General features: G+C 72.9%; 23 protein-coding genes. 8 read left to right on the top strand and 15 right to left on the bottom strand.

Features of this window, described 5'->3' with window-relative positions:
* The first annotated feature begins 47 nt into the window (after positions 1-47).
* Positions 48-1,229, top strand: coding sequence for an acyl-CoA dehydrogenase family protein (locus tag IE99_RS0112010; RefSeq protein ID WP_030168361.1), 1,182 nt, complete (start codon positions 48-50; stop codon positions 1,227-1,229).
* Between the two features lie 106 nt (positions 1,230-1,335).
* Positions 1,336-1,770: an SRPBCC family protein gene (locus IE99_RS0112005; protein ID WP_030168358.1), complete on the top strand. Its 435-nt coding sequence runs from the start codon at positions 1,336-1,338 to the stop codon at positions 1,768-1,770.
* A 3-nt stretch (positions 1,771-1,773) separates the two neighbouring features.
* On the opposite strand, the gene IE99_RS0112000 is transcribed toward IE99_RS0112005, so the two are convergent.
* The 3 genes from IE99_RS0112000 to IE99_RS0111990 all read right to left on the bottom strand — a co-directional run bounded on the left by IE99_RS0112000 (position 1,774) and on the right by IE99_RS0111990 (position 4,412).
* Positions 1,774-2,571: an enoyl-CoA hydratase/isomerase family protein gene (locus IE99_RS0112000; RefSeq protein ID WP_030168356.1), complete on the bottom strand. Its 798-nt coding sequence runs from the start codon at positions 2,569-2,571 to the stop codon at positions 1,774-1,776.
* The gene (locus IE99_RS0111995) at positions 2,552-3,526 is read right to left on the bottom strand and encodes an alpha/beta hydrolase (RefSeq protein ID WP_051712420.1); all 975 of its coding nucleotides are present in this window, start codon (positions 3,524-3,526) and stop codon (positions 2,552-2,554) included. The genes IE99_RS0112000 and IE99_RS0111995 overlap by 20 nt, the downstream gene beginning before the upstream one ends.
* 127 nt (positions 3,527-3,653) lie before the next feature.
* Entirely contained in the window at positions 3,654-4,412 is a 759-nt protein-coding gene (locus IE99_RS0111990) for a gamma-glutamyl-gamma-aminobutyrate hydrolase family protein (protein ID WP_051712419.1), read from the bottom strand.
* 593 nt (positions 4,413-5,005) lie between these two features.
* Here IE99_RS0111990 and IE99_RS0111985 point away from each other — a divergent pair.
* The 3 genes from IE99_RS0111985 to IE99_RS0111975 all read left to right on the top strand — a co-directional run bounded on the left by IE99_RS0111985 (position 5,006) and on the right by IE99_RS0111975 (position 7,999).
* Complete coding sequence (locus IE99_RS0111985) at positions 5,006-6,163, top strand: globin domain-containing protein (protein WP_245623171.1); 1,158 nt, start codon at positions 5,006-5,008, stop codon at positions 6,161-6,163.
* A gap of 91 nt (positions 6,164-6,254) precedes the next feature.
* The gene (locus IE99_RS0111980) at positions 6,255-7,268 is read left to right on the top strand and encodes a permease (RefSeq protein ID WP_037559209.1); all 1,014 of its coding nucleotides are present in this window, start codon (positions 6,255-6,257) and stop codon (positions 7,266-7,268) included.
* Complete coding sequence (locus IE99_RS0111975; RefSeq protein WP_030168344.1) at positions 7,265-7,999, top strand: TIGR03943 family putative permease subunit; 735 nt, start codon at positions 7,265-7,267, stop codon at positions 7,997-7,999. Before IE99_RS0111980 ends, IE99_RS0111975 begins: the two co-directional genes overlap by 4 nt.
* 22 nt (positions 8,000-8,021) lie before the next feature.
* On the opposite strand, the gene IE99_RS0111970 is transcribed toward IE99_RS0111975, so the two are convergent.
* From IE99_RS0111970 to IE99_RS0111960, 3 genes are all read right to left on the bottom strand, one after another.
* Positions 8,022-9,086 (bottom strand): MBL fold metallo-hydrolase, encoded by a 1,065-nt coding sequence (locus tag IE99_RS0111970; RefSeq protein WP_051712416.1) that lies wholly within the window; start codon positions 9,084-9,086, stop codon positions 8,022-8,024.
* 60 nt (positions 9,087-9,146) lie between these two features.
* Complete coding sequence (locus IE99_RS0111965) at positions 9,147-9,944, bottom strand: helix-turn-helix domain-containing protein (RefSeq protein ID WP_030168338.1); 798 nt, start codon at positions 9,942-9,944, stop codon at positions 9,147-9,149.
* A 66-nt stretch (positions 9,945-10,010) separates the two neighbouring features.
* Positions 10,011-10,724, bottom strand: coding sequence for a dienelactone hydrolase family protein (locus tag IE99_RS0111960; protein WP_030168335.1), 714 nt, complete (start codon positions 10,722-10,724; stop codon positions 10,011-10,013).
* 369 nt (positions 10,725-11,093) lie between these two features.
* Here IE99_RS0111960 and IE99_RS31115 point away from each other — a divergent pair, with 369 nt between their 5' ends.
* Positions 11,094-11,423: an HNH endonuclease gene (locus tag IE99_RS31115; RefSeq protein WP_211258791.1), complete on the top strand. Its 330-nt coding sequence runs from the start codon at positions 11,094-11,096 to the stop codon at positions 11,421-11,423.
* Positions 11,424-11,451: 28 nt separating this feature from the next.
* On the opposite strand, the gene thyX is transcribed toward IE99_RS31115, so the two are convergent.
* Entirely contained in the window at positions 11,452-12,249 is a 798-nt protein-coding gene (thyX, locus tag IE99_RS0111955) for an FAD-dependent thymidylate synthase (protein ID WP_030168331.1), read from the bottom strand.
* 157 nt (positions 12,250-12,406) lie between these two features.
* On the opposite strand from thyX, the gene IE99_RS0111950 reads away from it, so the two are divergent.
* The gene (locus tag IE99_RS0111950) at positions 12,407-14,437 is read left to right on the top strand and encodes a molybdopterin-containing oxidoreductase family protein (protein ID WP_030168328.1); all 2,031 of its coding nucleotides are present in this window, start codon (positions 12,407-12,409) and stop codon (positions 14,435-14,437) included.
* On the opposite strand, the gene add is transcribed toward IE99_RS0111950, so the two are convergent.
* A complete protein-coding gene (gene add / locus IE99_RS0111945) occupies positions 14,415-15,455 on the bottom strand; it encodes an adenosine deaminase (RefSeq protein ID WP_030168324.1) in 1,041 nt (346 codons plus the stop codon). The genes IE99_RS0111950 and add overlap by 23 nt on opposite strands.
* A 91-nt stretch (positions 15,456-15,546) precedes the next feature.
* Between add and IE99_RS0111940 the strand changes: the two genes are divergently transcribed.
* A complete protein-coding gene (locus IE99_RS0111940; RefSeq protein ID WP_030168322.1) occupies positions 15,547-16,518 on the top strand; it encodes a helix-turn-helix transcriptional regulator in 972 nt (323 codons plus the stop codon).
* 72 nt (positions 16,519-16,590) lie between these two features.
* Here the strand turns inward: IE99_RS0111940 and IE99_RS31810 are convergent, their stop codons facing one another.
* The 7 genes from IE99_RS31810 to IE99_RS0111905 all read right to left on the bottom strand — a co-directional run bounded on the left by IE99_RS31810 (position 16,591) and on the right by IE99_RS0111905 (position 23,969).
* Positions 16,591-16,737 carry a GPGG-motif small membrane protein gene (locus IE99_RS31810; RefSeq protein WP_245623177.1) on the bottom strand — a complete coding sequence of 49 codons (147 nt, stop codon included), beginning with the start codon at positions 16,735-16,737 and terminating at the stop codon, positions 16,591-16,593.
* 72 nt (positions 16,738-16,809) lie between these two features.
* On the bottom strand, positions 16,810-18,960 hold the full coding sequence (locus IE99_RS0111930; protein ID WP_030168319.1) for an anthranilate synthase component I: 2,151 nt from the start codon (positions 18,958-18,960) through the stop codon (positions 16,810-16,812).
* Between the two features lie 206 nt (positions 18,961-19,166).
* Complete coding sequence (locus IE99_RS0111925) at positions 19,167-19,532, bottom strand: phosphomannose isomerase type II C-terminal cupin domain (RefSeq protein ID WP_245623170.1); 366 nt, start codon at positions 19,530-19,532, stop codon at positions 19,167-19,169.
* Positions 19,533-19,535: 3 nt separating this feature from the next.
* A complete protein-coding gene (locus IE99_RS0111920) occupies positions 19,536-20,189 on the bottom strand; it encodes a TetR family transcriptional regulator (protein ID WP_030168316.1) in 654 nt (217 codons plus the stop codon).
* 72 nt (positions 20,190-20,261) lie between these two features.
* On the bottom strand, positions 20,262-21,374 hold the full coding sequence (locus tag IE99_RS0111915; protein ID WP_030168313.1) for a DUF4185 domain-containing protein: 1,113 nt from the start codon (positions 21,372-21,374) through the stop codon (positions 20,262-20,264).
* A gap of 279 nt (positions 21,375-21,653) precedes the next feature.
* On the bottom strand, positions 21,654-22,883 hold the full coding sequence (locus IE99_RS0111910) for an acyl-CoA dehydrogenase family protein (RefSeq protein ID WP_030168310.1): 1,230 nt from the start codon (positions 22,881-22,883) through the stop codon (positions 21,654-21,656).
* Between the two features lie 93 nt (positions 22,884-22,976).
* A complete protein-coding gene (locus IE99_RS0111905; protein ID WP_211258790.1) occupies positions 22,977-23,969 on the bottom strand; it encodes a glucosyl-3-phosphoglycerate synthase in 993 nt (330 codons plus the stop codon).
* Positions 23,970-24,017: the final 48 nt, after the last annotated feature.

Genomic DNA, 24,017 nt, shown 5'->3' with positions numbered 1-24,017 from the left:
CGGACCACCTGTCAGTGACCACTTACTCCATCGGTTACAGTGACGCCATGGACTTCGACCTGCCGGAGAGCGCGGCGGCGGTGCGCGAGGGCGTGCTGGCGATCGCCGCCAAGTACGACCAGGAGTACTGGACCCGCTGCGATGAGGACAAGCGCTGGCCCGAGGAGGTCTGGCGGGAGCTGATCGCGGGCGGCTGGCACAGCCTCGCCGTGCCCGAGGAGTACGGCGGCGCCGGCCAGGGCCTGCTGGAGCTCGTCGTCGCGCTGGAGGCGCTCGCCGAGGGCGGCGCGGGCGGCGCCGCGTCCTTCATGTACCTGCTCACCCCCGCGTTCGGCGGCCTCACCATCGCCCGGCACGGCACCGGCGAGCAGAAGCGCGAGTTCCTGCCGAGGATCGCCTCCGGCGAGCTGGAGACCTGCTTCGCGATCACCGAGCCGGACGCGGGCAGCAACGCCATCAACATCAGCACCCACGCCCGCCGCGACGGCGACGGGTTCCTCGTGAGCGGCCAGAAGATCTGGATCTCCGGGGTGGAGCGCGCCGACTTCCTCGTCCTGGTCACCCGGACGATCCCGGCCGCCGAGGCGAAGCCCCGCACCAACGGCTTCACCGTGCTGCTCGTGGACATCAAGGAGGCCGTGGCCGAAGGGACGCTCACCTACCGGCCGATCCCCAAGCTGGGCACGAACGTGGTCGCGTCCAACATGGTGTTCCTGGACGACGTGCGCGTCCCCGCCCACCGCGTCCTCGGCCAGGTCGACCAGGGCTTCGCCGTCATGTGGGACATCCTCAACCCCGAGCGGATCCTCGCCGCCGCGAGCGGTGTCGGGTTCGGCGAGCTCACCCTCAAGATCGCGTGTGAGTACGCCAGGGAGCGCGCCCCGTTCGGCAAGCCCATCGGGACGAACCAGGCCGTCGCGTTCCCCCTCGCCAAGATCAAGGCGCAGGTCGACCTCGCCCGCCTCATGACCTACAAGGCGGCGTGGCTCTGGGACCGGAACCGGCCCTGCGGGTCCGAGGCCAACGTCGCCAAGCTCACCGCCGCCGACGCGGCCTGGCAGGCGGCCGACCGGGCGTTCCAGACCTACGGCGGCATGGCGTACTCGATGGAGTACCCGGTGGCCCGCATGTTCCGGGACGCGCGGATCGCCAAGAACATCCCGGTCGCGGAGGAGCTCGTCCTCGCGCACATCGCCCAGCACGAGCTGGGGCTGCCCAAGTCGTACTGATCCGGATGTTGCCCCGGTCACATCTTCCGGGCGAGCATGGAGGCACCGCCCGCCCGGCGGTGCCTTCGCTCGTTTCCGGAAGAGCCGCCGCCCGAGGAGAACCGCGATGCCGAGGTCGTACGCCAGCGCCGTCCTGAACGCCACCGCCGACGAGGTGTGGTCCTACCTGCGCGACTTCGGGAACCTCGGCGAGTGGATGCCGGGCGTGCGGACCGGCGTCATCGAGGACGGCGGCCCGCCCGACCGGGTCGGCTGCGTCCGCCGGATCATCGGGCCCGCCGACACCGTGTTCCGCGAGCGGCTCGCCGGGCTGGACGACGCCGGCCGCACCTACTGGTACCTCATCATCGAGTCGCCGCTGCCGATCCGGGGCGCCCACGGCCACCTGCGGGTCGCGCCGGTCACCGCGACCGGGCAGGCGTTCGTGGAGTGGTGGGGCGAGTTCTCCGCCGACGCCGGCGACGAGGAGGCGATGGAGAAGACCCTCGCCCACGGCATCTACGGCCCCGGCCTGGAGTCCCTCGCCAAGCGGTTCGGCTGACCGCTACCCGAACTTCGGCGGGCGCTTCTCGCGCAGCGCGGCGACGCCCTCCCGCACGTCCGGGCCGGTGAACCCGAAGAACTCCAGCGCCAGGGACGCGTCGAACGTCGGCCCGGCCAGGCGCAGCCAGTGGTTCAGCGCGTGCTTGGTGAACGCGAGGGCCTCGGCGGGGCCGGCCGCGAGCCGCCCCGCGATGTCCAGGGCCCGGTCGTGCACCTCGTCGTCGTCCACGCACACCGACACGAGCCCGATCCGCTCGGCCTCCTCGCCGGTGAGGACGTCGTTCAGGAGCAGGTGGTACTTGGCCTTCGCCATCCCGCACAGCAGCGGCCAGATGATGGCGGCGTGGTCGCCGGCCGCGACACCGAGCCGGGTGTGCCCATCGATGATCTTCGCGGAGCGGCCCGCGACGGACACGTCCGCCAGCAGCGCCACCGCGAGGCCCGCCCCCACCGCCGGGCCCTGGATCGCCGACACCACCGGCTTCGAGCAGTTCACCACGTTCAGCACGATGTCGCGCGCCTCCCGCATGATGCGGCGGCGCGCGGCGTGGTCGCCCATCATCTCCTCGATCATGGCGAGGTCGCCGCCGGCGGAGAACGCCGTCCCGTCGCCGCGCACCACCACCGCGCGGACGTCGTCGTCGGCGTCCACGTCCCGCCAGATCTCGGCCAGCTCCCGGTGCCCGGCCGCGTCGACCGCGTTCAGCCTCCCCGGCGTGCTGATCGTCACCCGCAGCACCCCCGGCGCGGCCCGGTCGATCCTCAGTCGCTCGTACGCCTCATAGCCGTTGCCGTCCATGCCGACCCGCCTCCCGGTCCCGTCCCGCGAACGCCGCGCGCAATCGTGCCACAGCGAACCCCATCGCCTCCGCACCGGCATCGAAGATCTCGGGCAGCAGGAAGAACGCGTGCACCACACCGTCGTAGCGGCGCGCCTCGACCGGCACCCCCGCCGCCGCGAGCCGCGCCGCGTACAGCTCGGCCTCGTCCCGCAGGATGTCGTACTCGGCCGTGATGACGGTGGCGGGCGCGACCCCCGCGAGGTTCCGCGCGCGCAGCGGCGCCAGCCGGGTGTCGGACGGGTCGGCGCCGTCCCGGTACAGCTCCAGGAACCGGGCGAGTGTCGCGCCGTCCAGCCCGTAGCCCGACCCGTACGCCCGCCAGCTCGGGGTGTCCATGGCGGTGTCCGTCGCCGGGTATACGAGCAGCTGGTGCGCAAGCGCGATCCCGGCGTCGCGGGCGAGCAGCGCGACGGCGGCGGCGAGGTTCCCGCCCGCGCTGTCGCCCGCCACGGCGAGCGCGCCGTCCCGCACCCCGTACCGGGCGGGATCGTCCGCCACGGCCTCGACGACCGCCCAGGCGTCGTCCACGGCGGCCGGGAACGGATGCTCCGGCGCGAGCCGGTAGTCGACGCTCAGGACGGCGCAGCCCGCGCCGGTCGCGAGGTCGCGGCACGCGGCGTCCACGTTGTCGACGCCGCCGAGCACCCAGCCGCCGCCGTGCAGGTACACCACGGCGGGCAGCGGCCCCGCGTCCGGCGGCACCGGCCGGTACACCCGCACCGGGACGCCGCCGCCCGGCCCCGCGACGTCCAGGTCGCGGACGTGCGGCAGCTCGCGGCGCACGGACGGGAACGCGGTCGCGATGCGGCGGCGCATCTCCGCGATCGAGGGCTGGGCGCCGGCTCCGGGCGGCGGGGACGTCCAGCCCGCCAGCAGCTCCAGGAAGCTCTCGGTCTGCGGGTGCAGGGGCATGCGGCGGCCTCCGGGGGGACGAGGGGCGGAATCCACTGATCGCCTTCCCCCGAAACGGGCCGCCAACCACCGGAGACCCGCCGCCGTGCCGGAGACCCGCCGCCGGGCGGAGGCGGGGCCGCCGCCGTCAGCGGCCGGACGCCTCCGCGACGAGCGCCTCGAACAGCCGCCCGTCGTCGCCTTCCTCCGGGTGCCACTGGACGCCGACGGCGAACCGGTGGCCCTGGAGCTCGACGGCCTCCACGACCTGGTCGTCCGCCCACGCCACGGCGACGAGCCCCTTGCCGAGCCGGCCCACCGCCTGGTGGTGGTAGGTCGGGACGTCCGCCGCCTCCCCCAGGATCTTGCCGGTCAGGCTCGTCGCGCCGATCCGCACCGGGTGCGCCGCGAACCTGCCGGGGGACGGGGCGTGCCCGTCGTGCCCCACCACCTCGGGCAGGTGCTGGACGAGCGTTCCGCCGCGCGCCACGTTCAGCGCCTGCATCCCGCGGCAGATCGCGAGGAACGGCACGTCCGCGGCGATGGCCGCGCGGACCAGTGCCAGCTCGAACCGGTCCCGGCGCGGCTGCGGCGGCCCCGTCTCGGGGTGCCGCTCCGCCCCGTACAGCTCCGGATCGAGGTCGCCGCCGCCCGCGAGGACGATGCCGTCCAGCCGCTCGAGCAGCGGATCGAGCCCCCGCAGGCTCCCCGTCGGGGGGAGCAGGACCGGGACGCCGCCCGCGCGCTCGACCGCCCGCACGTACGGCACGGGCAGCAGCGCGGCCTCGCGGATCCACTGGCCCCAGCGGGCCGGTTCGAGCTGGGCGGTGACGCCGATGAGCGGCGGCGCGTCGCTTCCCCCGGCCACGGCGCGGGGGTCCGGGACCCCCCGGTTCGCCTCTGTCATGCGTGCCATCCCCTCTGCTGGGCGCGGTCACGGCCCGCCGCCGGACCGCGGCGACGCGTCAGTTCCGTCCCCCGACAGGACGCGTCGCCGGCCCCCTCCGGCCGTCCGCGCCGTGACCCCTGCCCGGCCAGCTTGCCGCACGGCCGGGATCTTCGCACCGGGTGCAGGAAGATCGGTTCGGGGCCGGACGGCGGAGGCGAGGGGGTTCGTCCGGAAAAATTCGCCTTGGTGATAGATCTGTGCACCGCCCTGACGGGAGGTCCGGCGCGCCGTCATGGGGACGGAATCCCGGTTCCGCGATGCCCGCGAAGAAACCGAACTGCGTTCATCCGATTCCGGGTCGGGATGATCGGCGCATACTGATCAGTATTTCGCCTGCTTTGTCATATTTTGGCGGATGACAGTGAATTAGCGGTCGATTACCCAACGTGCAGAGTGCTCCTCCGTGCCCGGAATCGCTTGAGGACCTGGGCTTATGGATGCGAGACTCTCAGCGAGCCGGACACCGGCCGGGCCCCGGGACGCCCGGTGACGGCGTCACCGGCCCCCGAAAGCCCGAGGGGGCGAACGACCCGATGTCAATGGAACCCCGAATGGCCAAGGAGACCCTCGCCCGGCTGGAACCGGAACCGGATAAGGCCATCGCATTCTTCTACGGCAGCCTCTTCGCCGCCAATCCGCGGTTGCGCGCCCTGTTCCCGCCGGCGATGGACGCCCAGCGCGACCGCCTCTTCCGCGCGCTGACCCGCATCGTGTGGAGCCAGGACAGCCCTCGCGAGCTGAACGGCTACCTCGCCCAACTCGGCCGCGACCACCGCAAGTACGGTGTCCTCCCCGAGCACTACCCCGCCGTCGGCACCGCGCTGATCGCCACACTGCGCCGGTTCGCCGCCGACCTCTGGAGCCCCGAGGCCGAGGCCGGCTGGGTCGCCGCCTACGAGGCCGCCGCCGCGACCATGATCCGGGCGGCCGAGCGGGACGCCGCCGACCACCCGCCCTGGTGGGCCGCCGAGGTCGTCGAGCACGACCGCCGCGCCCCCGACCTCGCCGTCCTCACCCTGCGCCCCGGCCGCCCGCTGCCGTTCCGCGCCGGGCAGCACCTCACCGTCCAGACCGCCCGCTGGCCGCGCGTCTGGCGGCCCTACTCGCTCGCCGGCGCGCCGCGCCCCGACGGGCTGCTGCGCCTGCACGTCCGCGCCGTGCCGGCCGGATGGGTCAGCGGCGCCCTCGTCCGGCACACCGCTCCCGGCGACCGCCTGCTGCTCGGCCCCGCCCTCGGCGGGATGACCCTCGCCCCGGGCCCCGGCCCCGACCTGCTCCTGGTCGCCGGCGGCACCGGTCTCGCGCCGCTCAAGGCCATCGCCGAGCAGGCCGCGCGCGGCGGCGGGCGCCGCGTCCACCTGATCGTCGGCGCGCGCACCGAGCGCGACCTGTACGACCTGCCCGACCTGCGGCTGCTGGAGTCCTCCTGCCCCGCGCTGACCGTGGTGCCGGTCGTGTCCCGGACGGACGAGCCGCCGTCCGCGGGGTTCCCCGGCCTGCGCGGCACCCCGCCCGAGGTCCTGGACCGCATCCGCGACTGGGACGGCCACGACGCCTACGTGGCCGGGCCGGACCCCATGATCCGGCGGACCGTCACCGCGCTGCAGCGGCTCGGCGTGCCCCTCACCCGCATCCACCACGACCTGCTCCACGCCGAGGACGCCGCCGTCCCCGGCTACGCCACCGCCGACAGCACCGATACCGCCTGACCGGGGGCCGCCCGGTTCCGCGACGCGCCGCGCCACCAGGCGCGAGAACCGACAACGGAAACGGTTTCCATATCTGTGGCATCGTGTCCGGGTGACCCGAACCCCGCCCTCCCCGGACGAGACCCTTCCCCCGGCCGGGTGGCGGCCCGCCCGGACCGCACCCGGACCGGACGCGGCGTGGCTGTTCGCCGCATTCGTGGCGGTCCTGGCGATCACCAGGATCCAGGTCGCGCCGCGGGTCGCCCATGACGCCCTCCAGGCATGGTCGACGATCTTCATCGCGATCTGCGTGCAGGCCCTGCCGTTCCTGGTGTTCGGGGTCGCACTCTCCGCGGCGATCACCGTCCTGGTGCCCGCGCGGGTCTGGACGCGCCTGCTGCCGCGCGGCTCCGCCGCGGCCGTCCCGGTGGCCGGGGCGGCCGGGGCCGTGCTGCCGGGCTGCGAGTGCGCCTCGGTGCCGGTCGCGGGCGGCCTGATGGCCCGCGGGGTGGCGCCCGCCGCGGCGCTGACGTTCCTGCTCGCCGCCCCGGCGATCAACCCCGTCATCATGATCGCTACCGCGGTCGCGTTCCCGGGCCGGCCCGAGATGGTCCTGGCCCGGTTCGGCGCCTCCCTGATCGTCGCGGTCCTGGCCGGCTGGACCTGGTTGCGGTTCGGCAGGAGCGAATGGCTGCGCGTCCCTTCCGGGCCCGAGCGCACCGGCGGGAGGTGGGAGGCGTTCCGCCAGGCCGCACGCCACGACTTCATGCACGCCGGGGGCTTCCTCGTCGTGGGCGGGATCGCCGCCGCGACCATCAACGTGGTCGTCCCCGCCGGGTGGGTCACCGGGATCGCCGGCGTCCCCTGGGCGGCCGTGCTCACCCTCGCCGTCCTGGCGGTGCTCATGTCGATCTGCTCGGAGGCCGACGCGTTCGTTGCCGCCGGCCTCACCCCCTTCTCCCCCACCGCCAAGCTCGTCTTCCTGGTCGTCGGCCCGATGGTCGACCTCAAGCTCATCGCCCTGCAGGCGGGGATCTTCGGCAGGAGCTTCGCCGTGCGGTTCGTCCCGCTCACCTTCGTCCTGGCCGTCGCCGTCGGCTCCACCGTGGGAGCGCTGTTCCTGTGACCCGCGCCATGCAGAACCTCCTCATGGTCCTCCTCGGCGGGGCCGTCCTGTGGATCACCCTGGTCACCGGCGAGGTCGTCCGGTACGTCAAGCCGGGCCTCCGCCACCCGCTGGTCGCCTGCGCCGCCGTCCTCATCGTGCTCGGCGCCGCCGGGATCCGCCGCGACTGGCGGGACGACGGACACCCCGTCCCGCGGGACGGGCATGAGGGCCACCACCACGGCCCCGGCGGCCCGCGCGTGGCATGGCTGCTCTGCCTCCCGGTCGTGGCGATCTTCGCGATCGCGCCGCCGGAACTCGGCCTCTTCACCGCCGTCCGGGCCGGCGCCCGTCCGGCCGCCCCTCCCCCGAAGCCGGCGGGGGACGACCAGGCGCTCCCACCCGGCCGGGACCCGTTCCCCCTGTCGATCGGGGAGTTCATGCTCCGCGTGTACGACGCCCACAACGGCCGCGCCGCCACCCTCACCGGCCGCCGGGTCGAGCTCACCGGCTTCGTCACGCCCGGCGCGAAGGGCGGCTGGTCGGTGACCCGCCTGCAGCTGAACTGCTGCGCCGCCGACGCGATCGCGCTGCGGGTCGCCGTCCTGGACGCCCCCGCCCCGGCCAACGGCAGATGGGTGAAGGTCGTCGGTGTGTGGCAGCCCGGCGACGACCCCCAGGGCGACCCGCTCTACCAGATGCGCACACAGAAGGTCACTCCGACCCGCAAGCCGGGAACCGCCTACGAGTGACCGCTCGCCGCGGCCGCCTCGGCTAGGCCCCCGGTGGCACCGGCGTCGCGCGCCAGCGGCACGGCGGCGCGTCCTGGACGGCCGTCACCCGCCCCTGCGTCTCCAGCATCACCAGATGCGCGAGGGTCTCCAGCATCGCCGACCGGCGCATGAACGGCTGGATCTGCTCCCATGGCCGCGACCAGGTGAGCCGCCGCGCCAGGTCCCACGCCGTCGCGCCGTCCGCGCCCGCCTTGATGACCTCGAGGGCGATCTCGTCCAGCCGCGCCGTGTGGTGGTCGGCCAGGGCGCGCGCCCGGTCGGCGAGGCCGGCGAACCGGTACTCGTGCGCGGGCAGCACCTCCTCGGCGTCCAGCACGCGGACCTTGTCGAGCGAGTCGTAGAAGTCGGCCAGGGGGTTGTGCCGCTGCTGGGCGTGCACCGCGATCGTCGGGGTGATGCGCGGCAGGACGTGGTCGCCCGACAGCAGCAGCCGCCGGTCCGGCTCGAAGAAGCACACGTGGCCGGGCGAGTGGCCGGGCGTCCAGACGGTCCGGAGGTTCCAGCCCGCGATCGGGACCTGCTCCCCGTCCTCCAGCAGCAGCTCCGGGTCGGTGTGCCGGACGAGCGGGAGGATCTTCCTGGACGCGTCGGCGAGCGGCCCCGCCTCCTCGTCCGGGACGCCGTGCAGCTCCATCTGCCGCCGCATCGCCGCGATCAGCCCGTCGAAGTCGCGGTACCGCTCGCGCAGCAGCCCGGCGTCCGCCGGGTGCAGCGCCACCCACGCGCCGGACGCCTCCCGCACCCGCCCCGCGAGGCCGTAGTGGTCGGGGTGCAGGTGCGTGACCAGCACCGCCTTCACGTCGGTGATCCGGTAGCCGGCGGTGCCGAGCCCGGCGCACAGCGCGTCCCACGCCTCGGCCGTGTCCCAGCCCGCGTCCACGATCGCGATGCCGTCGGCCAGCTCCAGCCCGTATACCAGGACGTACCGGAGCGGGTTGTTCGGCAGCGGCACCGGAATCGACCACAGCCCGGGACGGACCTGCTCCACCGGCGGGAGCACCTTCTCCTGCCAGGCCCGGTGCTGCAGAATGCCGGTGATCTTCATCGGTCCTCCCCCGAACGCCATTCGGTACAGGTTCCTATCACGGCACCGGCCCGTCCCCGGTCACCAGCCCGCGCGCTCGCGCAGGAACGCGGTCGTCGCGGCGTCCGCCGGATAGAACGACTCGATCGCGAGCTCCGCCACCGTGATGTCGACCGGCGTCCCGAACGTCGCGACCGTGCTGAAGAACGCCAGTTCACCACCGTCCCGCCGGATCCGCAGCGGCACCACGACCCCGCCGCCCACCGGCGACGTGATCTCCGCCACCCCGCCCGGGAAGTCCCGCAGCTCCCGGTAGAGCCGGGCGAGCGAGGCGTCGGCCGTCAGCGCGACGTGCCGCCGCACCCGGTCGATCATGTGGGCGCGCCACTCCGGCAGGTTGACGATGTCGCGCGCCATCCCGTCGGGATGCATGCTCAGCCTGAGCACGTTCAGCGGCGGCTCCAGCAGCTCCGGCGGCGCCCCCTCCAGGAACAGCCCGGCCGCGTCGTTCGCGTCGATCAGGTTCCAGAACCGGTCGACGACCACCGCGGGGAACGGCTCGTGCCCGGCCAGGACCTGCCCGAGCGCCGCGCGCACCGCGTCCATCCTCGGCTCCTCCAGCGGGGTCTCCGCATAGGCGGGCGCGAACCCGGCCGCCACCAGCAGCAGGTTCCGGTCGCGCAGCGGGACGTCCAGATGCTCGGCCAGCCGCAGCACCATCGCGCGGCTCGGCGCCGACCGGCCCGTCTCCACGAAGCTGAGGTGCCGGGTCGACACCCCCGCCGCCGACGCCAGTTCCAGCTGGCTGAGCCGGCGCTGCCGCCGCCAGGCCTTCAGCCGCTCCCCCACAGGTGTCACATCGCCCAGCATCGTCGTCATGATCAGGACATTACCGACGTCAGGTAGCTGCGACGATGACGTGCGGGGTAATCGAGGCCGCCGCCTTTACGTTGTAGATTCTTTGAGGTGCTCGCCGAAGAAGGCGAAGATGCGGTCCCAGCCGTCCGGGGCGTTCTCCCTGCCCTTGCCGAGCCCGAAAGCGATCCTCGTCACGGGGCCGAACGGCGCCACCGTCTCGGTGAGGAATCCGTGCCCCGTGGCCGGGTACTCCTTCACATCGTGCGGGACGTCCACGGCCTCCAGGGCCCGCTCCAGCTTCCCCGCCGCGCCCCGCAGCGTCGGATCGGCGCCGCCGTAGCTCGCCACGATCGGGCACGCGCCCCGCAGCGCCTCCTCCGGCCGGCGCGGCAGGATCCCGTAGTTCACGGCGGCCGCCTGGAAGTCGTACCGCGCCGCCGCGACCAGCGCGAACCCGCCCCCGAGACAGAATCCGCACACCCCCACGTCACCCGTGCAGTCGTCCCGCCCGGCCAGCCACGCCCGCGCCGCCTCGATCGCGTCGTAGGTGGCGCCGCGCCCGGCCCGCATGTCCCGCATCGCCTTGGTGACGCACCGCAGCCACGGCGCCCCGCGGTACAGATCGGGCAGCAGCGCGAGGTACCCCCGCGCCGCGAACCGGTCGGCCTGCTCGCGCATGTCCTCGGTGGCCCCGAGCGCCTCGAAGAGGACGACCACGCCCGGCCAGGGCCCCTCCCCTTCGGGGACGGCGAGGTATCCGGGCAGTTCCCCCGCATCCGCGGGAATCACGATGTCCGCCATGCCGCCCAACCCTGACGCAATTTACGCTGTACGTACACCCCTGAAGCGGAAACCGCACGCGCACCGGCGCCCGCCGGCCGACCGAGCACCTCATGGACCCGGTACCTACCAACGACCGCGCGGCGCCTTCGGCGGCGACGTGCCACCAACGAGGCGGAGACGGTCAGATGACCCGTGATGTGGACTGATCAGCATGCGGGCCGAGCCGCCGCAGCACGCCGGCGACCACACTGACGGAGATCCAGCAAGCAGCAGTACCTCGGAGACTCGATCATCGTCACGGGCAGGACGGTGTTTCCGTCCGAGAGGCTCATACCGCCTTCGCTGCGGACCCGAATCGAGGTCTGGACGTCTATGCAGCGAGGACGCTTGATCGCCGAGATCGACCGTTGCTACCTATGCGGGGAGAGTTACGAACGCGCAAACCTGGTTCTCGACCACGAGGTCCCGGTAGTCCTTGACCTGCTCAAAGCACTCGACGTCCGGAATCTGCGCCCGGCGTGCGCGCCCTGCCACAGAACGAAGAGCAACAGCGAACAATCGCTCGCCAAGCGGAACGGGTCCACTTCGATAGGAAAATCGGACGTGATCACTGAGATCGCGCCGGGTGGAGTCGGAACAACCTATGAACTGGTCACCGCCCTTCCCATGGACAACTACCTGGCGAACCGCATCTTCGTCGGCTCGCCAAGGCGGTAACCCCTACCGCAGCATGCTCCAAAGAGAGTCAGACCTTGCGCCACTTCGGGATCCAGGCACCGTCCTCGACGACATAGTCGCCGAACAAGTCGGGGGCCTCCCTGCGCATCGTCTCGCCGATCTTGCCGAAGAGCAGACGGATCTCCTCCTCAGCACCCGGAGCCGTCCGGTTCTCGATGGTGTGGCGGAGCGTGCGGACATTGGCGGTCCAGACCAACCCGGTACCGACACCCTCGGGGGCGAAACGGCGCATGAAGGAGGTCTTGTGCTTCTTTTCCTTGAACGGCACGCCCTCATCATCGAGTCCGAAGTGCTCCGCCATCCAACCCTGGAACTCTTCCATCTGTTCCAGCATGGCGGTGGCACGCTTCATGAGTTCGGCGTCCTCACGGGCCCACTCCGGAAACCAGAACGGAATGTCCTGAAGACGGACGAATCGGAGCGACTCCTGCGAGATCGCCACCCCAGGGCGGTGCCGGACGAGCTCATGGGTCAGGACACGGCTCACATTATGGAGAACGAAGCTGAAACTGACGTGCTCCAGCACCGAGCCGTGCAGGCTCCGGAGAATGTTCTCCAGGTACTGCCCCTGGTCGGTGCGCACCCTGACCACGTTGGGGTTGAGGCCGGGCTCCCAGGAGCGGTAGCAGAGACGTCCCGCGAACTCCGCAAGGTTCTGCGGGTCGTTCAGCTCGGTGTCGAGATCTCCCCGGTCGAGGCGCTCCACCCAGCTCTCCCCGCCCACATCCCGGAGGTATCGGGCGACCTCGTCGTAGTCCAGCTCCGGCCGCGCGACGAGGAAAACCTCTGGTTCGACGCTCTTCAATCTTGCTCCCCCACCGGTCGTTTCCTTCGCCCATAGGAAACCACCCTCGCCGAGCGAACGCGACAGGGGTACCGGAGCACACGTCAGGGGCATGAGGGGGTCGGACTCCTGGTGGGATGACGCAGACTGGAGGGGTTCGCCTAACCGGGAGGGATTCATGGGGTCGGAGCTGAAGGTGCTGGGAGCCTGCCCTCTGGACTGCCCGGACGGGTGCTCGTGGGTCGTCACCGTGCGGGACGGCGAGGCCGTGGGGTTGCGGGGCAACCCCGACCACCCGTACACGCGCGGCGCCCTGTGCACGAAGGTGAACCGGTGGCTGGAGCGGGCCTCGCAGGACGACCGGATCCTGTACCCGATGCGGCGGGTGGGCGCCAAGGGCGAGGGGCGGTTCGAGCGGATCTCGTGGGAGGAGGCGCTCGCCGAGATCGCCGAGCGGCTCGACGGGATCGTCCGGGAGTACGGCGGCGAGGCGGTCTGGCCCTACTGGGGGACGGGAACGCTCGGGTACCTGCAGGGGCTCGAAGGGTTCTCCGGGAGGCGGTTCTTCAACGTGCTCGGGGCGTCGGCGCACGGCGTGACGATCTGCTCGGCGGCGGGCACGGCGGGTCTGGAGACCTCGCTCGGGTCGGCGGGCGGGATGGACCCGGAGGACCTCGCGCACGCCAAGCTGATCCTCCTGTGGGGGACGAACCCGCTGACGAGCGGGCACCACGTGTGGAAGTTCGTGCAGGCGGCGCGGAAGGCGGGGGCGCGGATCGTCGCGATCGACCCCGTCCGGACGCGGACGGCGCAGCAGGCCGACGAGCATCTCGCGCCGCTGCCCGGCACGGACGCGGCGCTGGCCCTCGGACTGCTCAACGTGATCGTGGGCCTGGGGGCGCAGGATGAGGCGTTCCTCACGCGGCACACGGCCGGGTGGGAGGCGTTCCGGGAGGAGATCGCCGCGTTCCCGCCGGCGCGGGCCGCCGAGATCACCGGGCTGGACGAGGCGCGGATCACCGCGCTCGGGAAGCTGATCGCGCGGACGCGGCCGACCGCGATCCGGGCGACGCAGGGGCTGCAGCGGAACGCGGGCGGCGGGTCGACGCTGCGGGTGCTGGCGGGGATCCCGGCGGTGACGGGCGACTGGGCGCGGCGGGGCGGAGGCGTCGCGTACTCGACGTCCGGGCACGTGAAGCTGAACAAGGCGGCGCTCTACCGGGACGACCTGCGCCCGGCGCCGGTGCGGACGCTGTCGATGACCCGGCTCGGCGAAGGGCTCCTGGACGTCCAGGACCCGCCGGTCAAGGCGCTGTTCGTGATGGCGGCGAACCCGGTCGCGAGCACTCCGGCGCAGGGGCGGGTGCGGCGCGGCCTGGAGCGGGACGACCTGTTCACCGTCGTGATGGAGCAGTTCCCCACGGACACGGTGGACTACGCCGACATCGTCCTGCCCGCGACCATGCAGCACGAGCACGCCGACCTGCACGAGGGGTACGGGCACCTGTACCTGACGTGGAACGCCCCGGCGGTGGAGCCGCCCGGCGAGTGCCTGCCGACCACCGAGACGTTCCGGCGGCTGGCGCGGGCCATGGGGCTGGACGAGCCCGCCCTGTACGACTCGGACGAGCGGCTCGCCGAGCGGCTCCTCGCGTCCGATCACCCGTGGATGACCGGGATCACCCTCGACCGGCTGCGGAAGGAGGGGTTCGTGCGGATGGCGGTGCCCGACCCCTTCGTCCCGTACAAGGACGGTTTCGAGACCCCCTCGGGGCGGTTCGAGTTCGCGGGCACCCGGTACACGCCGCCCGTCGAGGTCGCGGACGCCGAGCGCGCGAAGCGCTACCCCCTCGCGCTGGTCTCCGCCGCGTCGCACGAGTTCCTCAACACGACGTTCGGCAACAACCCGGAGCTGCGGCGGCGCGGCGGTCCCCTGACCGTCCGGCTGCACCCCGGCGACGCGGCGGCGCGCGGCCTGGCCGCCGGGCAGAAGGTGCGGGTCGGCAACGACCGCGGCGCGTTCGAGGCCGTCCTGGACGTGACCGATCAGGTCAGGCCGGGTGTGGCGGCGACGTCGAAGGGGCACTGGGCGAAGTTCTCCGGCGGCGCGAACGCCAACGCGGTCGTGGCCGAGCGCGACACCGACATGGGCGGCGGGCCCGTGTTCCACGACACGCGGGTGGAGGTCAGCGCCTCGCCGGCGGGCTGAGCGCGTCGATGTCGGCGATGACCGCGCGGCGGGACGCGTCGTCCAGGGAGGCGGCCTCGGCGGCGTTGCGGGCCAGGTCGGCGAGCTCGGCGCGGCCGAGGCCGAACACCTCGGCGGCGGCGCGGTACTCGCCGGTCAGCGTGGTGCCGAACATGGGCGGGTCGTCGCTGTTGAGGGTGAGGAACAGGCCCTCCTCCAGCATGCGGGGCAGCGGGTGCGACGCCAGGTCGGCGACCTGCCCCGTCCGGACGTTGGACGTCGGGCACACCTCCAGCGGCAGCTGCGTCTCGCGCAGGCGGGCGACGAGGCGGGGGTCGGCGAGGCAGTTGATGCCGTGCCCGATGCGCTCGGCGCCGTAGCCGTCGAGGGCCTCCCAGATCGTCTCGGGCCCGGTCATCTCACCGGCGTGCGGGAGGCTGCGCAGCCCCGCCTTCCGGGCGGCGGTGAAGGCGTCGCGGAACGCGTCCCGGTGGGCCGCGCGGACCTGCTCGATGCCGCCGATCCCGAACCCGACGAGCGCGAGCGGCGGGTGGTCCAGGGCGTGGTCGAGGGTGCCGCGGGCGGCGGCCGCGCCGAACTCGGCGGGGATGTCGAAGATGTAGGCGACGCGGATGCCGTGCTCCTCGCGGGCGATCCGGACGGCGTGGTCGAGCGCCTCGGTGATCACGGGCATCGGCATCCCCGCCCGCTGGTGCGTGTAGGGGGTGACGGTCAGCTCGACGTACGGGACGTTCTGCGCGGCGAGGTCGCGGGCGACGCCGGTGACGAGCGTCGCGACGTCCTCCGGGCTCCGGACGAGGCTGGACACCGCCTCGTACACCTCGGCGAAGTGCGGGAAGTCGCGGAACTCGTAGAACGCGCGCAGCTCCTCCTCGTTGACGGGGACGGGCCCGTCGGGGTGGCGGCGCGCGAGTTCCAGGACGGTCGGGACGGAGGCGGAGCCCACGAGGTGGACGTGGAGCTCGACCTTGGGGAGGGCGTCGATGAACGCCTCGATGGAGGTGTCTGCGGTCTGCACGTCCGCGAAGCTAACAGGCCCGGGACCTGCGCGGACAGCATGTCGGGGGTTCCTGACACGATCTCGTCGGGAACGCGGGGAGAATGGGGGCGTGCGCGCGTCCCGGCTGATCTCGCTCGTCCTGCTGCTCCAGGCGCGGGAGGCGATGACGGCGCGGGAGCTGGCGGCGGAGCTGGAGGTCTCGGAGCGGACCGTGTACCGGGACGTCGAGGCGCTGTCGTCGGCGGGCATCCCCGTCTACGCCGATCAGGGCCGCAACGGCGGGTACCGGCTCGTCGACGGCTACCGGACGCGCCTGACGGGGCTGAGCCGCGCGGAGGCGGAGGCGCTGTTCCTCGCGGGGCTGCCCGGCCCCGCGGGCGACATGGGCCTGGCCGACGCGGTGGCCGCGGCGGGCCTGAAGGTCCTCGCGGCCCTGCCGAGGTCGCTGCGGGACGCGCCGCTGCGCGCCGGGCAGCGGTTCCATCTGGACGCGCCGGGCTGGTTCGGGGTGTCGGAGCCGCCGCCGCTGCTGCGCGACCTGGCGCGCGCCGTCTGGTCGGACGAGGTGGTGGAGCTGCGCTACCGGCGGGGCGGGGCGGAGGTGTCGCGGACGGCCGAGCCGTACGGGCTGGTGCTGAAGAACGGCACCTGGTACCTGGTGGCGCGGGTCGGCGGCGCGCCGCGCACGTACCGGGTGGAGCGGGTGGCGGCGGTGGCGCCGACCGGGGCGTCCTTCGTCCGGGACGGGTCGTTCGATCTGGCCGCGCACTGGCGGGACGCCGCGGCGGAGTTCCTGCGGTCGATGCACCGGCAGGAGGTCACGGTGCGGCTGAGCCCGGCGGGGCTGCGCGGTCTGCGGCGCGCGGTCCAGCCGTTCGCGGCGGAGGCGGCGGAGAGCGCGGCCGGGGAGCCCGACGGCGATGGGTGGGTGACCACCCGCCTGCCCGTCGAGTCGCCGCGCGTGGCGGCGGCCCAGCTGCTGGGTCTCGGCGGCGAGGTGGAGGTCCTCGACCCGCCGGAACTGCGCGCCGACATGGCCGCCACGGCCGCCCGCCTCGCGGCCCTCTACGGGGGCCGGTGACCGGGGCCACCCGGAGCCCCCGCCGGTCGGCGGGGGCTCCGGGTGATCCCATTACGGGTGTGAGGGTTTCGGTCAGGTGAAGATACTGACGCCGCCGGGGCCGACGAGCAGGCCGACGACGATGAGGACGATCCCCCAGAGGAGGTCGCGACGGGCGAGGATGACATAGATTCCGGCGATCACCAGGATCACCGCGAGGAGCCACAGGATGAACATCATGGCCACGGGGTCCCCGTTCACGGCAAGGTAAAACCCAAGTTTGATTTCAAATGACCCAAATCACCTTTTCGGTCATGCCCGGCAGTGGCGCAGGACGTTGGCCACGATGCGGTGCCCCGCCCGGCCCTCCGCCGTGAGGATCGACTCCGGGTGGAACTGGACGGCCCAGCGCCGCTTCGCCGCGTCCTCGATCGCCATCACCACGTCGCCCGTCAGCGCCGTCACCTGGAACCCCTTCACCCGCTCCGGCGTCGCGTGCAGCGAGTGGTAGCGGGCGCCGGTGAACTCGTCCGGGAGGCCCTCGAACAGCTCCCCGCCGGTCACCTTCACCCGGCCCGGCTTGCCGTGCGACGGCTCGGGCAGCAGCGCCAGCTCGCCGCCCGCGTGCTCCACCATCGCCTGCAGGCCGAGGCACACCCCGAACACCGGCAGGCCGCGCGCGTCGAGGGCGTCGAGCAGCGCGGAGGTCGCGAAGTCCTCCGGACGCCCCGGACCGGGCGACAGGACGACGAGGTCGGGCGCGTGCTCGTCCAGCAGCCGCGCGGGGAACCCGTGCCGCAGCGTCACCACGTCGGCGCCCTGCTGGCGGAAGTAGTCGGCGAGCGTGTTGACGAACGAGTCCTCGTGGTCGACCAGCAGCACCTTCAGGCCCTCGCCCGCGGGCTCCGCCGCGGCCGGCTCCGGGACCGCCGCGTCCGCCCGGCCCTCCGCGAGCGCCCCGAGCAGCGCGCTCGCCTTCAGGTGCGTCTCGCGCTCCTCCTCATCGGGGTCGGAGTCGTACAGCAGCGTCGCCCCGGCCCGGACGGTCGCGATCCCGTCGCGGATCTGCGCCGTCCGCAGTGTCAGGCCGGTGTTCATCGACCCGTCGAACCCGACGCACCCGACGGCGCCGCCGTACCAGCGGCGCGGGGAGTCCTCGTGGTCCTCGATGAACTGCATCGCCCACGTCTTCGGCGCGCCGGTGACGGTCACCGCCCACATGTGGGTGAGGAAGGCGTCGAGCGCGTCGAAGCCCGGCCGCAGCCGCCCCTCGATGTGGTCGACGGTGTGGATCAGCCGCGAGTACAGCTCGATCTGCCGGCGGCCGAGCACCCTGACGCTGCCGGGGACGCAGATCCGCGACTTGTCGTTGCGGTCCACGTCGGTGCACATCGTCAGCTCGGACTCGTCCTTCGCCGACGACAGGATCGCGCGGATCTGCTCGGCGTCCTCCAGCGCGTCGGCACCGCGCCGGATCGTCCCGGCGATCGGGCAGGTCTCCACCCGGTCGCCCGACACCCGGACGAACATCTCCGGGGACGCCCCGACCAGGAACTCGCCGTCGCCCAGGTTGAACAGGAACTCGTACGGCGCCGGGTTGGTCTCGCGGAGCCGTTCGAAGAACGCGGCGGGCGAGTCGCAGCGGCCGTACATGGCGTGGCCGGGCGTCACCTCGAACAGGTCGCCGCGGACGAACCTCTCCTTCGCGTCCCGCACCATCTGCGCGTACACGCCCGGCACCGGCTGGGCCGGAAGCTCGGCCGGGACGGGCACGGGGGTCGCGGGCGTGGCGCGCGCCAGGCCCGCCGTGCTCGCGCCGCCGACCTCGAAGTCGTACGACATCCGGTGCGAGGTCTCGCGCTTGCGGTCGACGACGACCATCTCGTCGGCCAGGTGCAGGACGAGGTCGCGCTGGTCGGCGGGGCGCTCCCGGCGCAGCGTCAGCGGCTCGAACTGGAGCGTCAGGTCGTACCCGAACGCCCCGTAGAGGCCGAGGTGGGGGTCGTCGCAGCGGAACAGGTCGACGACGGCGCGCAGCGCGGTGAACACGGTGGGCTGGCGGCTGCGCTCCTCCTCGGGGAAGAACTCCTCCGTCGGCGGGACGAACACCTCGATCAGGCCGGGGCCGTCCGCGCGCACCTCGCCGGTGCCCCGGACGGCGCCGGCGATCGCGGGCAGCAGCACCCGGCCGCGGTCGTTGAGGGCGCGGGCGGCGATCGTCCGGCCCCGCGCGGTGATCTCCAGGCAGGGGTCGAGGTAGGCCATGTGCCAGCGGCTGTAGCGGCCGGGGTACTCCATCCCGGAGCTGAGCACGCCGCCGCGCCGCTCCCCCACCGCGGCGACGAGGGCGTTGAGCACGTCGGACTTGCGCTCGGGGTCGACCGGGGTCGCGGTGCGGGTCACCCGCACCCCTCCGGCCGTGACGAATTCGCTGGTCAGCGGCTGCGCTGAGACGGTGTCCACCGCGGTGGCCCCTCGTTTTCGGGCCCCCGCCCGGCCGGGACGCGAAACGACCGCCGGGTGAGGGCGGTCGCTGGATGTCGAACGTGCACGAACCGACGCCGCCTCAGCGGCGCCACCACCGGCGGCTCTCGGTTCGCATGTGCCGAGCCTACCGGCTCGCGCGCCCCGGAGGCCACTCCGGGGCGCGCCGCCGCGCGGGGGGCCGGTCAGGCCCGCCCGTAGGAGTCCTCCAGGCGCTCGATGTCGTCCTCGTCGAAGTTCCCGAAGGCGATCTCCATGACCCGCACGGCGGGCCCGTCGGAGCTCAGCCGGTGGGTCTCACCGGCCCGGATGAGGACGCGGTCCCCCACCTCGGGCAGGATCCGCTCGCCGGCCACCTCGAACACGGCGCCGGGGTCGAGCGCCACCCACAGCTCGTCGCGGTCGCGGTGCCGCTGCAGGCTGAGGCGCTGCCCCGGCTCCACGTGAATGATCTTCACGGTGGAGGGCTCGTTCAGCGTGAAGCGCTCGAAGCTCCCCCAGGGCCGCCGCTCGGTCTCGACGGCGGGTTCGGGACGCAGGTCGGTCTGCAACAGTCACCTCGGAGTTCGTTCTTCGTGGACCGGCTGGAGGACGCGGGCGTCCGCCGCGGCGGCCGGCAGCCCGCCGAGGATGAGGTCGGCCAGGCCGTCGACCACGGCCTCCCTCGGCACCTCGCCGGCGTGGTCGAGCCACCAGTCTCCCGCAGTCTGCACCATGCCGACGACCGCGTGGCCCCACACGTACGCGCGGGTGCGGTCCGCCATCTGCCCCTCGGCGATCATCACCTCGGCCAGTTCCCGGCTCACACCGCGGATCATCGTGCTCATCGCACTGTGCGTGGCGGCGTCCTCGGCGCTCGCCCGGTGCATGAGGAACCGGTAGAGGTCGAGGTTCGCCGAGATCGTCGACAGGTACCGGTCGATGGTGGATCGCGTGCGGGCCAGGACGGCGCCGTTGCGGGAGAACTCCGCCTGGATGCCCTCGATCAGCTTGCGGGTGTGCCGCTCGGCCAGCGCCTGGTACAGCCCGCTCTTATCGCCGAAGTGCCGGTAGAGGATCGGCTTGCTGATCCCCGCCTCGGCGGCGATCGCCGCCATCGAGGCCTCCGGCCCCTCCCGCTGGATGACCCGGTCCGCCGCCTCGAGCAGCGCGCGCCGCCTGCCGGGGTCGCGCCGTGGCCGCGCTCCGCGGGCGGACTGATCGGACATGGAAAGAACTTACCGGGGGTGTTACCCGGTGACAACACCCCCGGCCTGCGATCCTCCGGCGGGGCGCCCGCCTCAGTTGAAGACCACGCGCTGCACGCGGACCTCGCCGCCCCAGTCGGACGTGGGGTGCGAGTACGTGAGGTACAGGGTCCTGCCGTTGCCGTACTCGGGGTGGGCGAGGCCGAAGTAGTTGTACTTGCCCTGCGGTGCGGGCACCGTGTCGAACAGCTTCGCCTCGTCCGACCACGGCCCCCAGGGCTGGTCGGCCGTCCGGTAGGAGACCCGGTCGAAGCCGTACACCGCCACGTACTTGCCGAGGTACGGGTTGTAGAACATGCTGTTCGAGCTGCCGCCGTCGAAGATCGTCACCGCGTCGGAGGCGGTGGCGGACCATGTGCCGCCGCCCGCGTAGAAGCGCCAGGCGCTCCGGTTGAGGATGTCGGCCAGTCCCACCCGGGCGAGCGAGCAGTGGTAGACGACCCAGTCCTGCGCGCAGCCGACGCTGTAGACGGTGGAGCCCACCGTCGTCACGGGGGTGTAGGAGGTCTCCTGGCCGTGGAACATCACCCACTTGTCCCATGAGGCGCCGCCCGGCACCGGACCGGTCTCCGGGCGGGTCATCGCGCCGGTGGACGCGTTCCAGACCGCGAACCCGGTGCCCCAGTACTGGCCGAACGGGTCGGTGACCGACCCGCCCCGGATCCCGGACGTGAACGGGTAGATCACCCGGTTGCGGGCCGGGTCGGCGACCGGCTGCGCCGGCCACAGGAAGTACTGCTTGCCGCAGTCCCCCTGGCCCGGCGGAGAGCAGCGGACGGGATCGTTGGCGTGGTTGAAGTAGCTCTCCCACTGCGAGAGCGGGAGGTACTCGGTGGGCACCCCGGCGCCGTCGGTGGTCTCCCGTCCGGCGGGCGGAAGCAGCGAGATCCCGTTCGCGGCGCTGAGGTCCGTCGTCGTGGCCGAGGTGTTGTCGGCCCAGTTGTCGCCGTCGGAGCCGGCGACCGTCATCGCGGTGTCCCCGAACACCCAGATGGAGCCGCTCCCCCACTTCACCGAGAACCCGGCGTCCCGGCCGATGATGCGGGAGTCCCAGGCGAGGGGGCCGAGGTCGGTGGTCGACTGGATCGTCCCCGCCGGCGGCGCCGCGCTGGCGGGCGCCGCCACGGCGACGCCCGAAGCGGTCACCAGGGTCGTGAGAAGCGCGAAGGCGGCAGGTCTGCGGAAACGCGAGGGAAAGCGCATGCGGGGGGCCTCTCCGGATCGGCTGCCCACACGGTGACGCGATCTTGTTCCACCCGCAAGCCCGCCCGCTGACCTCAAACGGTCATATCCGCCGGGCGAAATGCCCGTTCCCCGCCGGGGATCGGCGGGCTCGGTTCTGCCCGGACGGCGCGGCGGCTCAGGGACGCCCTGCACGCGAAGAGGCTCCCCGCGGGCGGCGGGAAGCCTCTTCGAGCGGCCGTCTCAGCGGACGGCAAGGCCCGTGATGGTGCGGCCGATGACCAGGCGCTGGATCTCCGACGTGCCCTCGAAGATCGTGAAGATCTTGGAGTCGCGGTGCATGCGCTCGACCGGGTACTCGCGGGTGTAGCCGTTGCCGCCGAGGATCTGGATGGCCTCCTCGGTGACGCGGACCGACATCTCGGACGCGACGAGCTTGGCCATGGAGCCCTCGGCGTTGTCGAAGTCCTTGCCGGCGCGGGCCATCCAGGCGGCCCGCCACACCATGAGGCGGGCGGCGTCCAGCTGGCACTTCATGTCGGCGAGCTTGAACGCGATCGCCTGGAAGTCGCCGATCTTCTTGCCGAACTGCTCGCGCTCCTGGGCGTACTGCAGGGCGTAGTCGTAGGCGGCGCGGCCGACGCCGAGGGCCATCGCGCCGACGGACGGGCGGGTGGTCTCGAAGGTCTTGAGGGCGGCCTGGCCCTTGGCGCTCTTGCCCTCGCGGGTGCGGGCGATGCGCTCGTCGAACTTCTCCTTGCCGCCGACGATCAGGTGGCTCGGGATCCGGACGTCCTCGAGGATCACCTCGGCGGTGTGGGAGGCGCGGATGCCGTGCTTCTTGAACTTCTGGCCCTGCCGCAGGCCGGGGGTGCGCGGCGGGATGATGAAGCTCGCCTGGCCGCGGGTGCCGAGTTCGGGGTACACGGACGCGACCACGATGTGGACGTCGGCGATGCCGCCGTTGGTGGCCCAGGTCTTGGTGCCGTTCAGCACCCACTCGTCCTTGGCCTCGTCGAACACCGCGCGGGTGCGGATGGAGCCCACGTCGCTGCCGGCGTCCGGCTCGGAGGCGCAGAAGGCGCCGAGCTTGACGTCGTCGGGGGTGCCGAACATCTGCGGGACCCACTCGGCGGTCTGCTCGGGCGTGCCGACGGCGGCGACGGACGCCGCCGCGAGGCCGGTGCCGACGATCGACAGCGCGATGCCGGCGTCGCCCCAGAACAGCTCCTCGAAGGAGACGGGGATGCCGAGCCCGGTCGGCTCGAACGACTGGCCGGCGAAGAAGTCCAGGGAGTACAGACCGATCTTGGACGCCTCCTGGATGATCGGCCAGGGCGTCTCCTCGCGCTCGTCCCACTCCTCCGCGGCGGGCCGGATCACGTCCCGGGCGAACTCGCGGACCCACTCCTGGATTTCGCGGACGTCGTCGCTGAGCTCCAGCGAGAACGGCGGCGTCTCGGCGCTCGTCATTGTTGACCCCTTCTCCAATAATCGCCTGTTACCCACGGTAGCACCGATCGCCGTTACCGGTGGTAACACCGTGGCCGGAGTCACAGCGGGCGCTCATCGGCGGCCGGACGGGGCCCTGGCCGCGGCGTAGGAGGGGACCTCGATCATCGGCGGGCGCTCCCCCACCGCGATGTCGCCCGTCCGGGCGGTGTGGCCGGAGCCGGCGCGGCGGAACTGGGTGAGGGCGGTCGCGGGCGCGCCGAGCGGGACCATGCGGCCGTGCCGCTCCAGCCGCGACCAGGCCGTCAGCATGATCTGGCCCGACATCGCGCCGAGCGCCTCGGTCGACTGGTGCGCGTGGACGCGGCGGCCGAGGTCGACCTGCGCGATCGCGTCCAGGCCCGCGTCGTGCAGGACGTCCAGGAGGAGGCCGAGCTCGACGCCGTAGCCGGTGACGAAGGGGAGCCGCTCCAGCAGCGCGCGGCGGCCGGCGTACTCGCCGCCGAGCGGCTGGACGATCCCGGCGAGCCGCGGCCAGTGCAGGTTGAGCAGCGGGCGGGCGACCAGCTCGGTGACCCGGCCGCCGCCGCCCTCGGCGGGGCGGTCCCCGGTGAGGAGCGGGCGGTCGTAGCAGCCCTTGACGTAGCCGACGGACGGGTCGGCCAGCAGCGGGCCGAGCAGGCCCGTCACGTAGGCGGAGGTGAACTCGCGCAGGTCGGCGTCCACGAAGACGATCAGGTCGCCGGACGTGGCGGCGAGCGACTTCCACAGCGCCTCGCCCTTGCCGGACATCCGGCCCAGGCCGGGCAGGACGTCGTCCTGAGCGACGACGGTCGCCCCTGCCGCGGCGGCGACGTCGGCGGTCCGATCCCGCGACCGCGAATCGATCACGACGATCTCGTCGACCAGGGGGCAGCGCTCCATGAGGTCGGCGCGGACGGCCGACACGATCGCGCCGACCGTCGCCTCCTCGTCGCGGGCGGGCAGCACGACGCTGACGGCGGTGCCGTCCCCGCCGGCGAGCTTGGCGTCGAGGAGCCGCTCCGGCGGCCAGTCCGCCGCCGCGCTCGTGCGGCGGCGGAACCACGTGGCGACCTCGGGCAGCACGCGCTCTCCCTCCCGAAATAGGGGTCTCACCATCAGGGAACACCGGAC

Origin of the sequence: Spirillospora albida, assembly GCF_000718255.1 — a bacterium.
GTDB lineage: Bacteria > Actinomycetota > Actinomycetes > Streptosporangiales > Streptosporangiaceae > Spirillospora > Spirillospora albida.
Note: the sequence above shows the minus strand (reverse complement) of the source record. Positions and strands in the feature narration are given on the sequence as shown.

Bases quoted from the DNA above. Each gene is read 5' to 3' on its own strand.
- IE99_RS0111995 (WP_051712420.1), bottom strand. From the start codon at position 3,526: ATGCCCCTGCACCCGCAGACCGAGAGCTTCCTGGAGCTGCTGGCGGGC.
- IE99_RS0111910 (WP_030168310.1), bottom strand. From the start codon at position 22,883: ATGACGAGCGCCGAGACGCCGCCGTTCTCGCTGGAGCTCAGCGACGAC.
- IE99_RS0112010 (WP_030168361.1), top strand. From the start codon at position 48: ATGGACTTCGACCTGCCGGAGAGCGCGGCGGCGGTGCGCGAGGGCGTG.
- IE99_RS0111960 (WP_030168335.1), bottom strand. From the start codon at position 10,724: ATGGCGGACATCGTGATTCCCGCGGATGCGGGGGAACTGCCCGGATAC.
- IE99_RS0111965 (WP_030168338.1), bottom strand. From the start codon at position 9,944: ATGACGACGATGCTGGGCGATGTGACACCTGTGGGGGAGCGGCTGAAG.
- IE99_RS0111970 (WP_051712416.1), bottom strand. From the start codon at position 9,086: ATGAAGATCACCGGCATTCTGCAGCACCGGGCCTGGCAGGAGAAGGTG.
- IE99_RS0111990 (WP_051712419.1), bottom strand. From the start codon at position 4,412: ATGACAGAGGCGAACCGGGGGGTCCCGGACCCCCGCGCCGTGGCCGGG.
- IE99_RS31810 (WP_245623177.1), bottom strand. From the start codon at position 16,737: ATGATGTTCATCCTGTGGCTCCTCGCGGTGATCCTGGTGATCGCCGGA.
- IE99_RS0112000 (WP_030168356.1), bottom strand. From the start codon at position 2,571: ATGGACGGCAACGGCTATGAGGCGTACGAGCGACTGAGGATCGACCGG.
- IE99_RS0111985 (WP_245623171.1), top strand. From the start codon at position 5,006: ATGGCCAAGGAGACCCTCGCCCGGCTGGAACCGGAACCGGATAAGGCC.
- IE99_RS0112005 (WP_030168358.1), top strand. From the start codon at position 1,336: ATGCCGAGGTCGTACGCCAGCGCCGTCCTGAACGCCACCGCCGACGAG.
- IE99_RS0111950 (WP_030168328.1), top strand. From the start codon at position 12,407: ATGGGGTCGGAGCTGAAGGTGCTGGGAGCCTGCCCTCTGGACTGCCCG.
- IE99_RS0111920 (WP_030168316.1), bottom strand. From the start codon at position 20,189: ATGTCCGATCAGTCCGCCCGCGGAGCGCGGCCACGGCGCGACCCCGGC.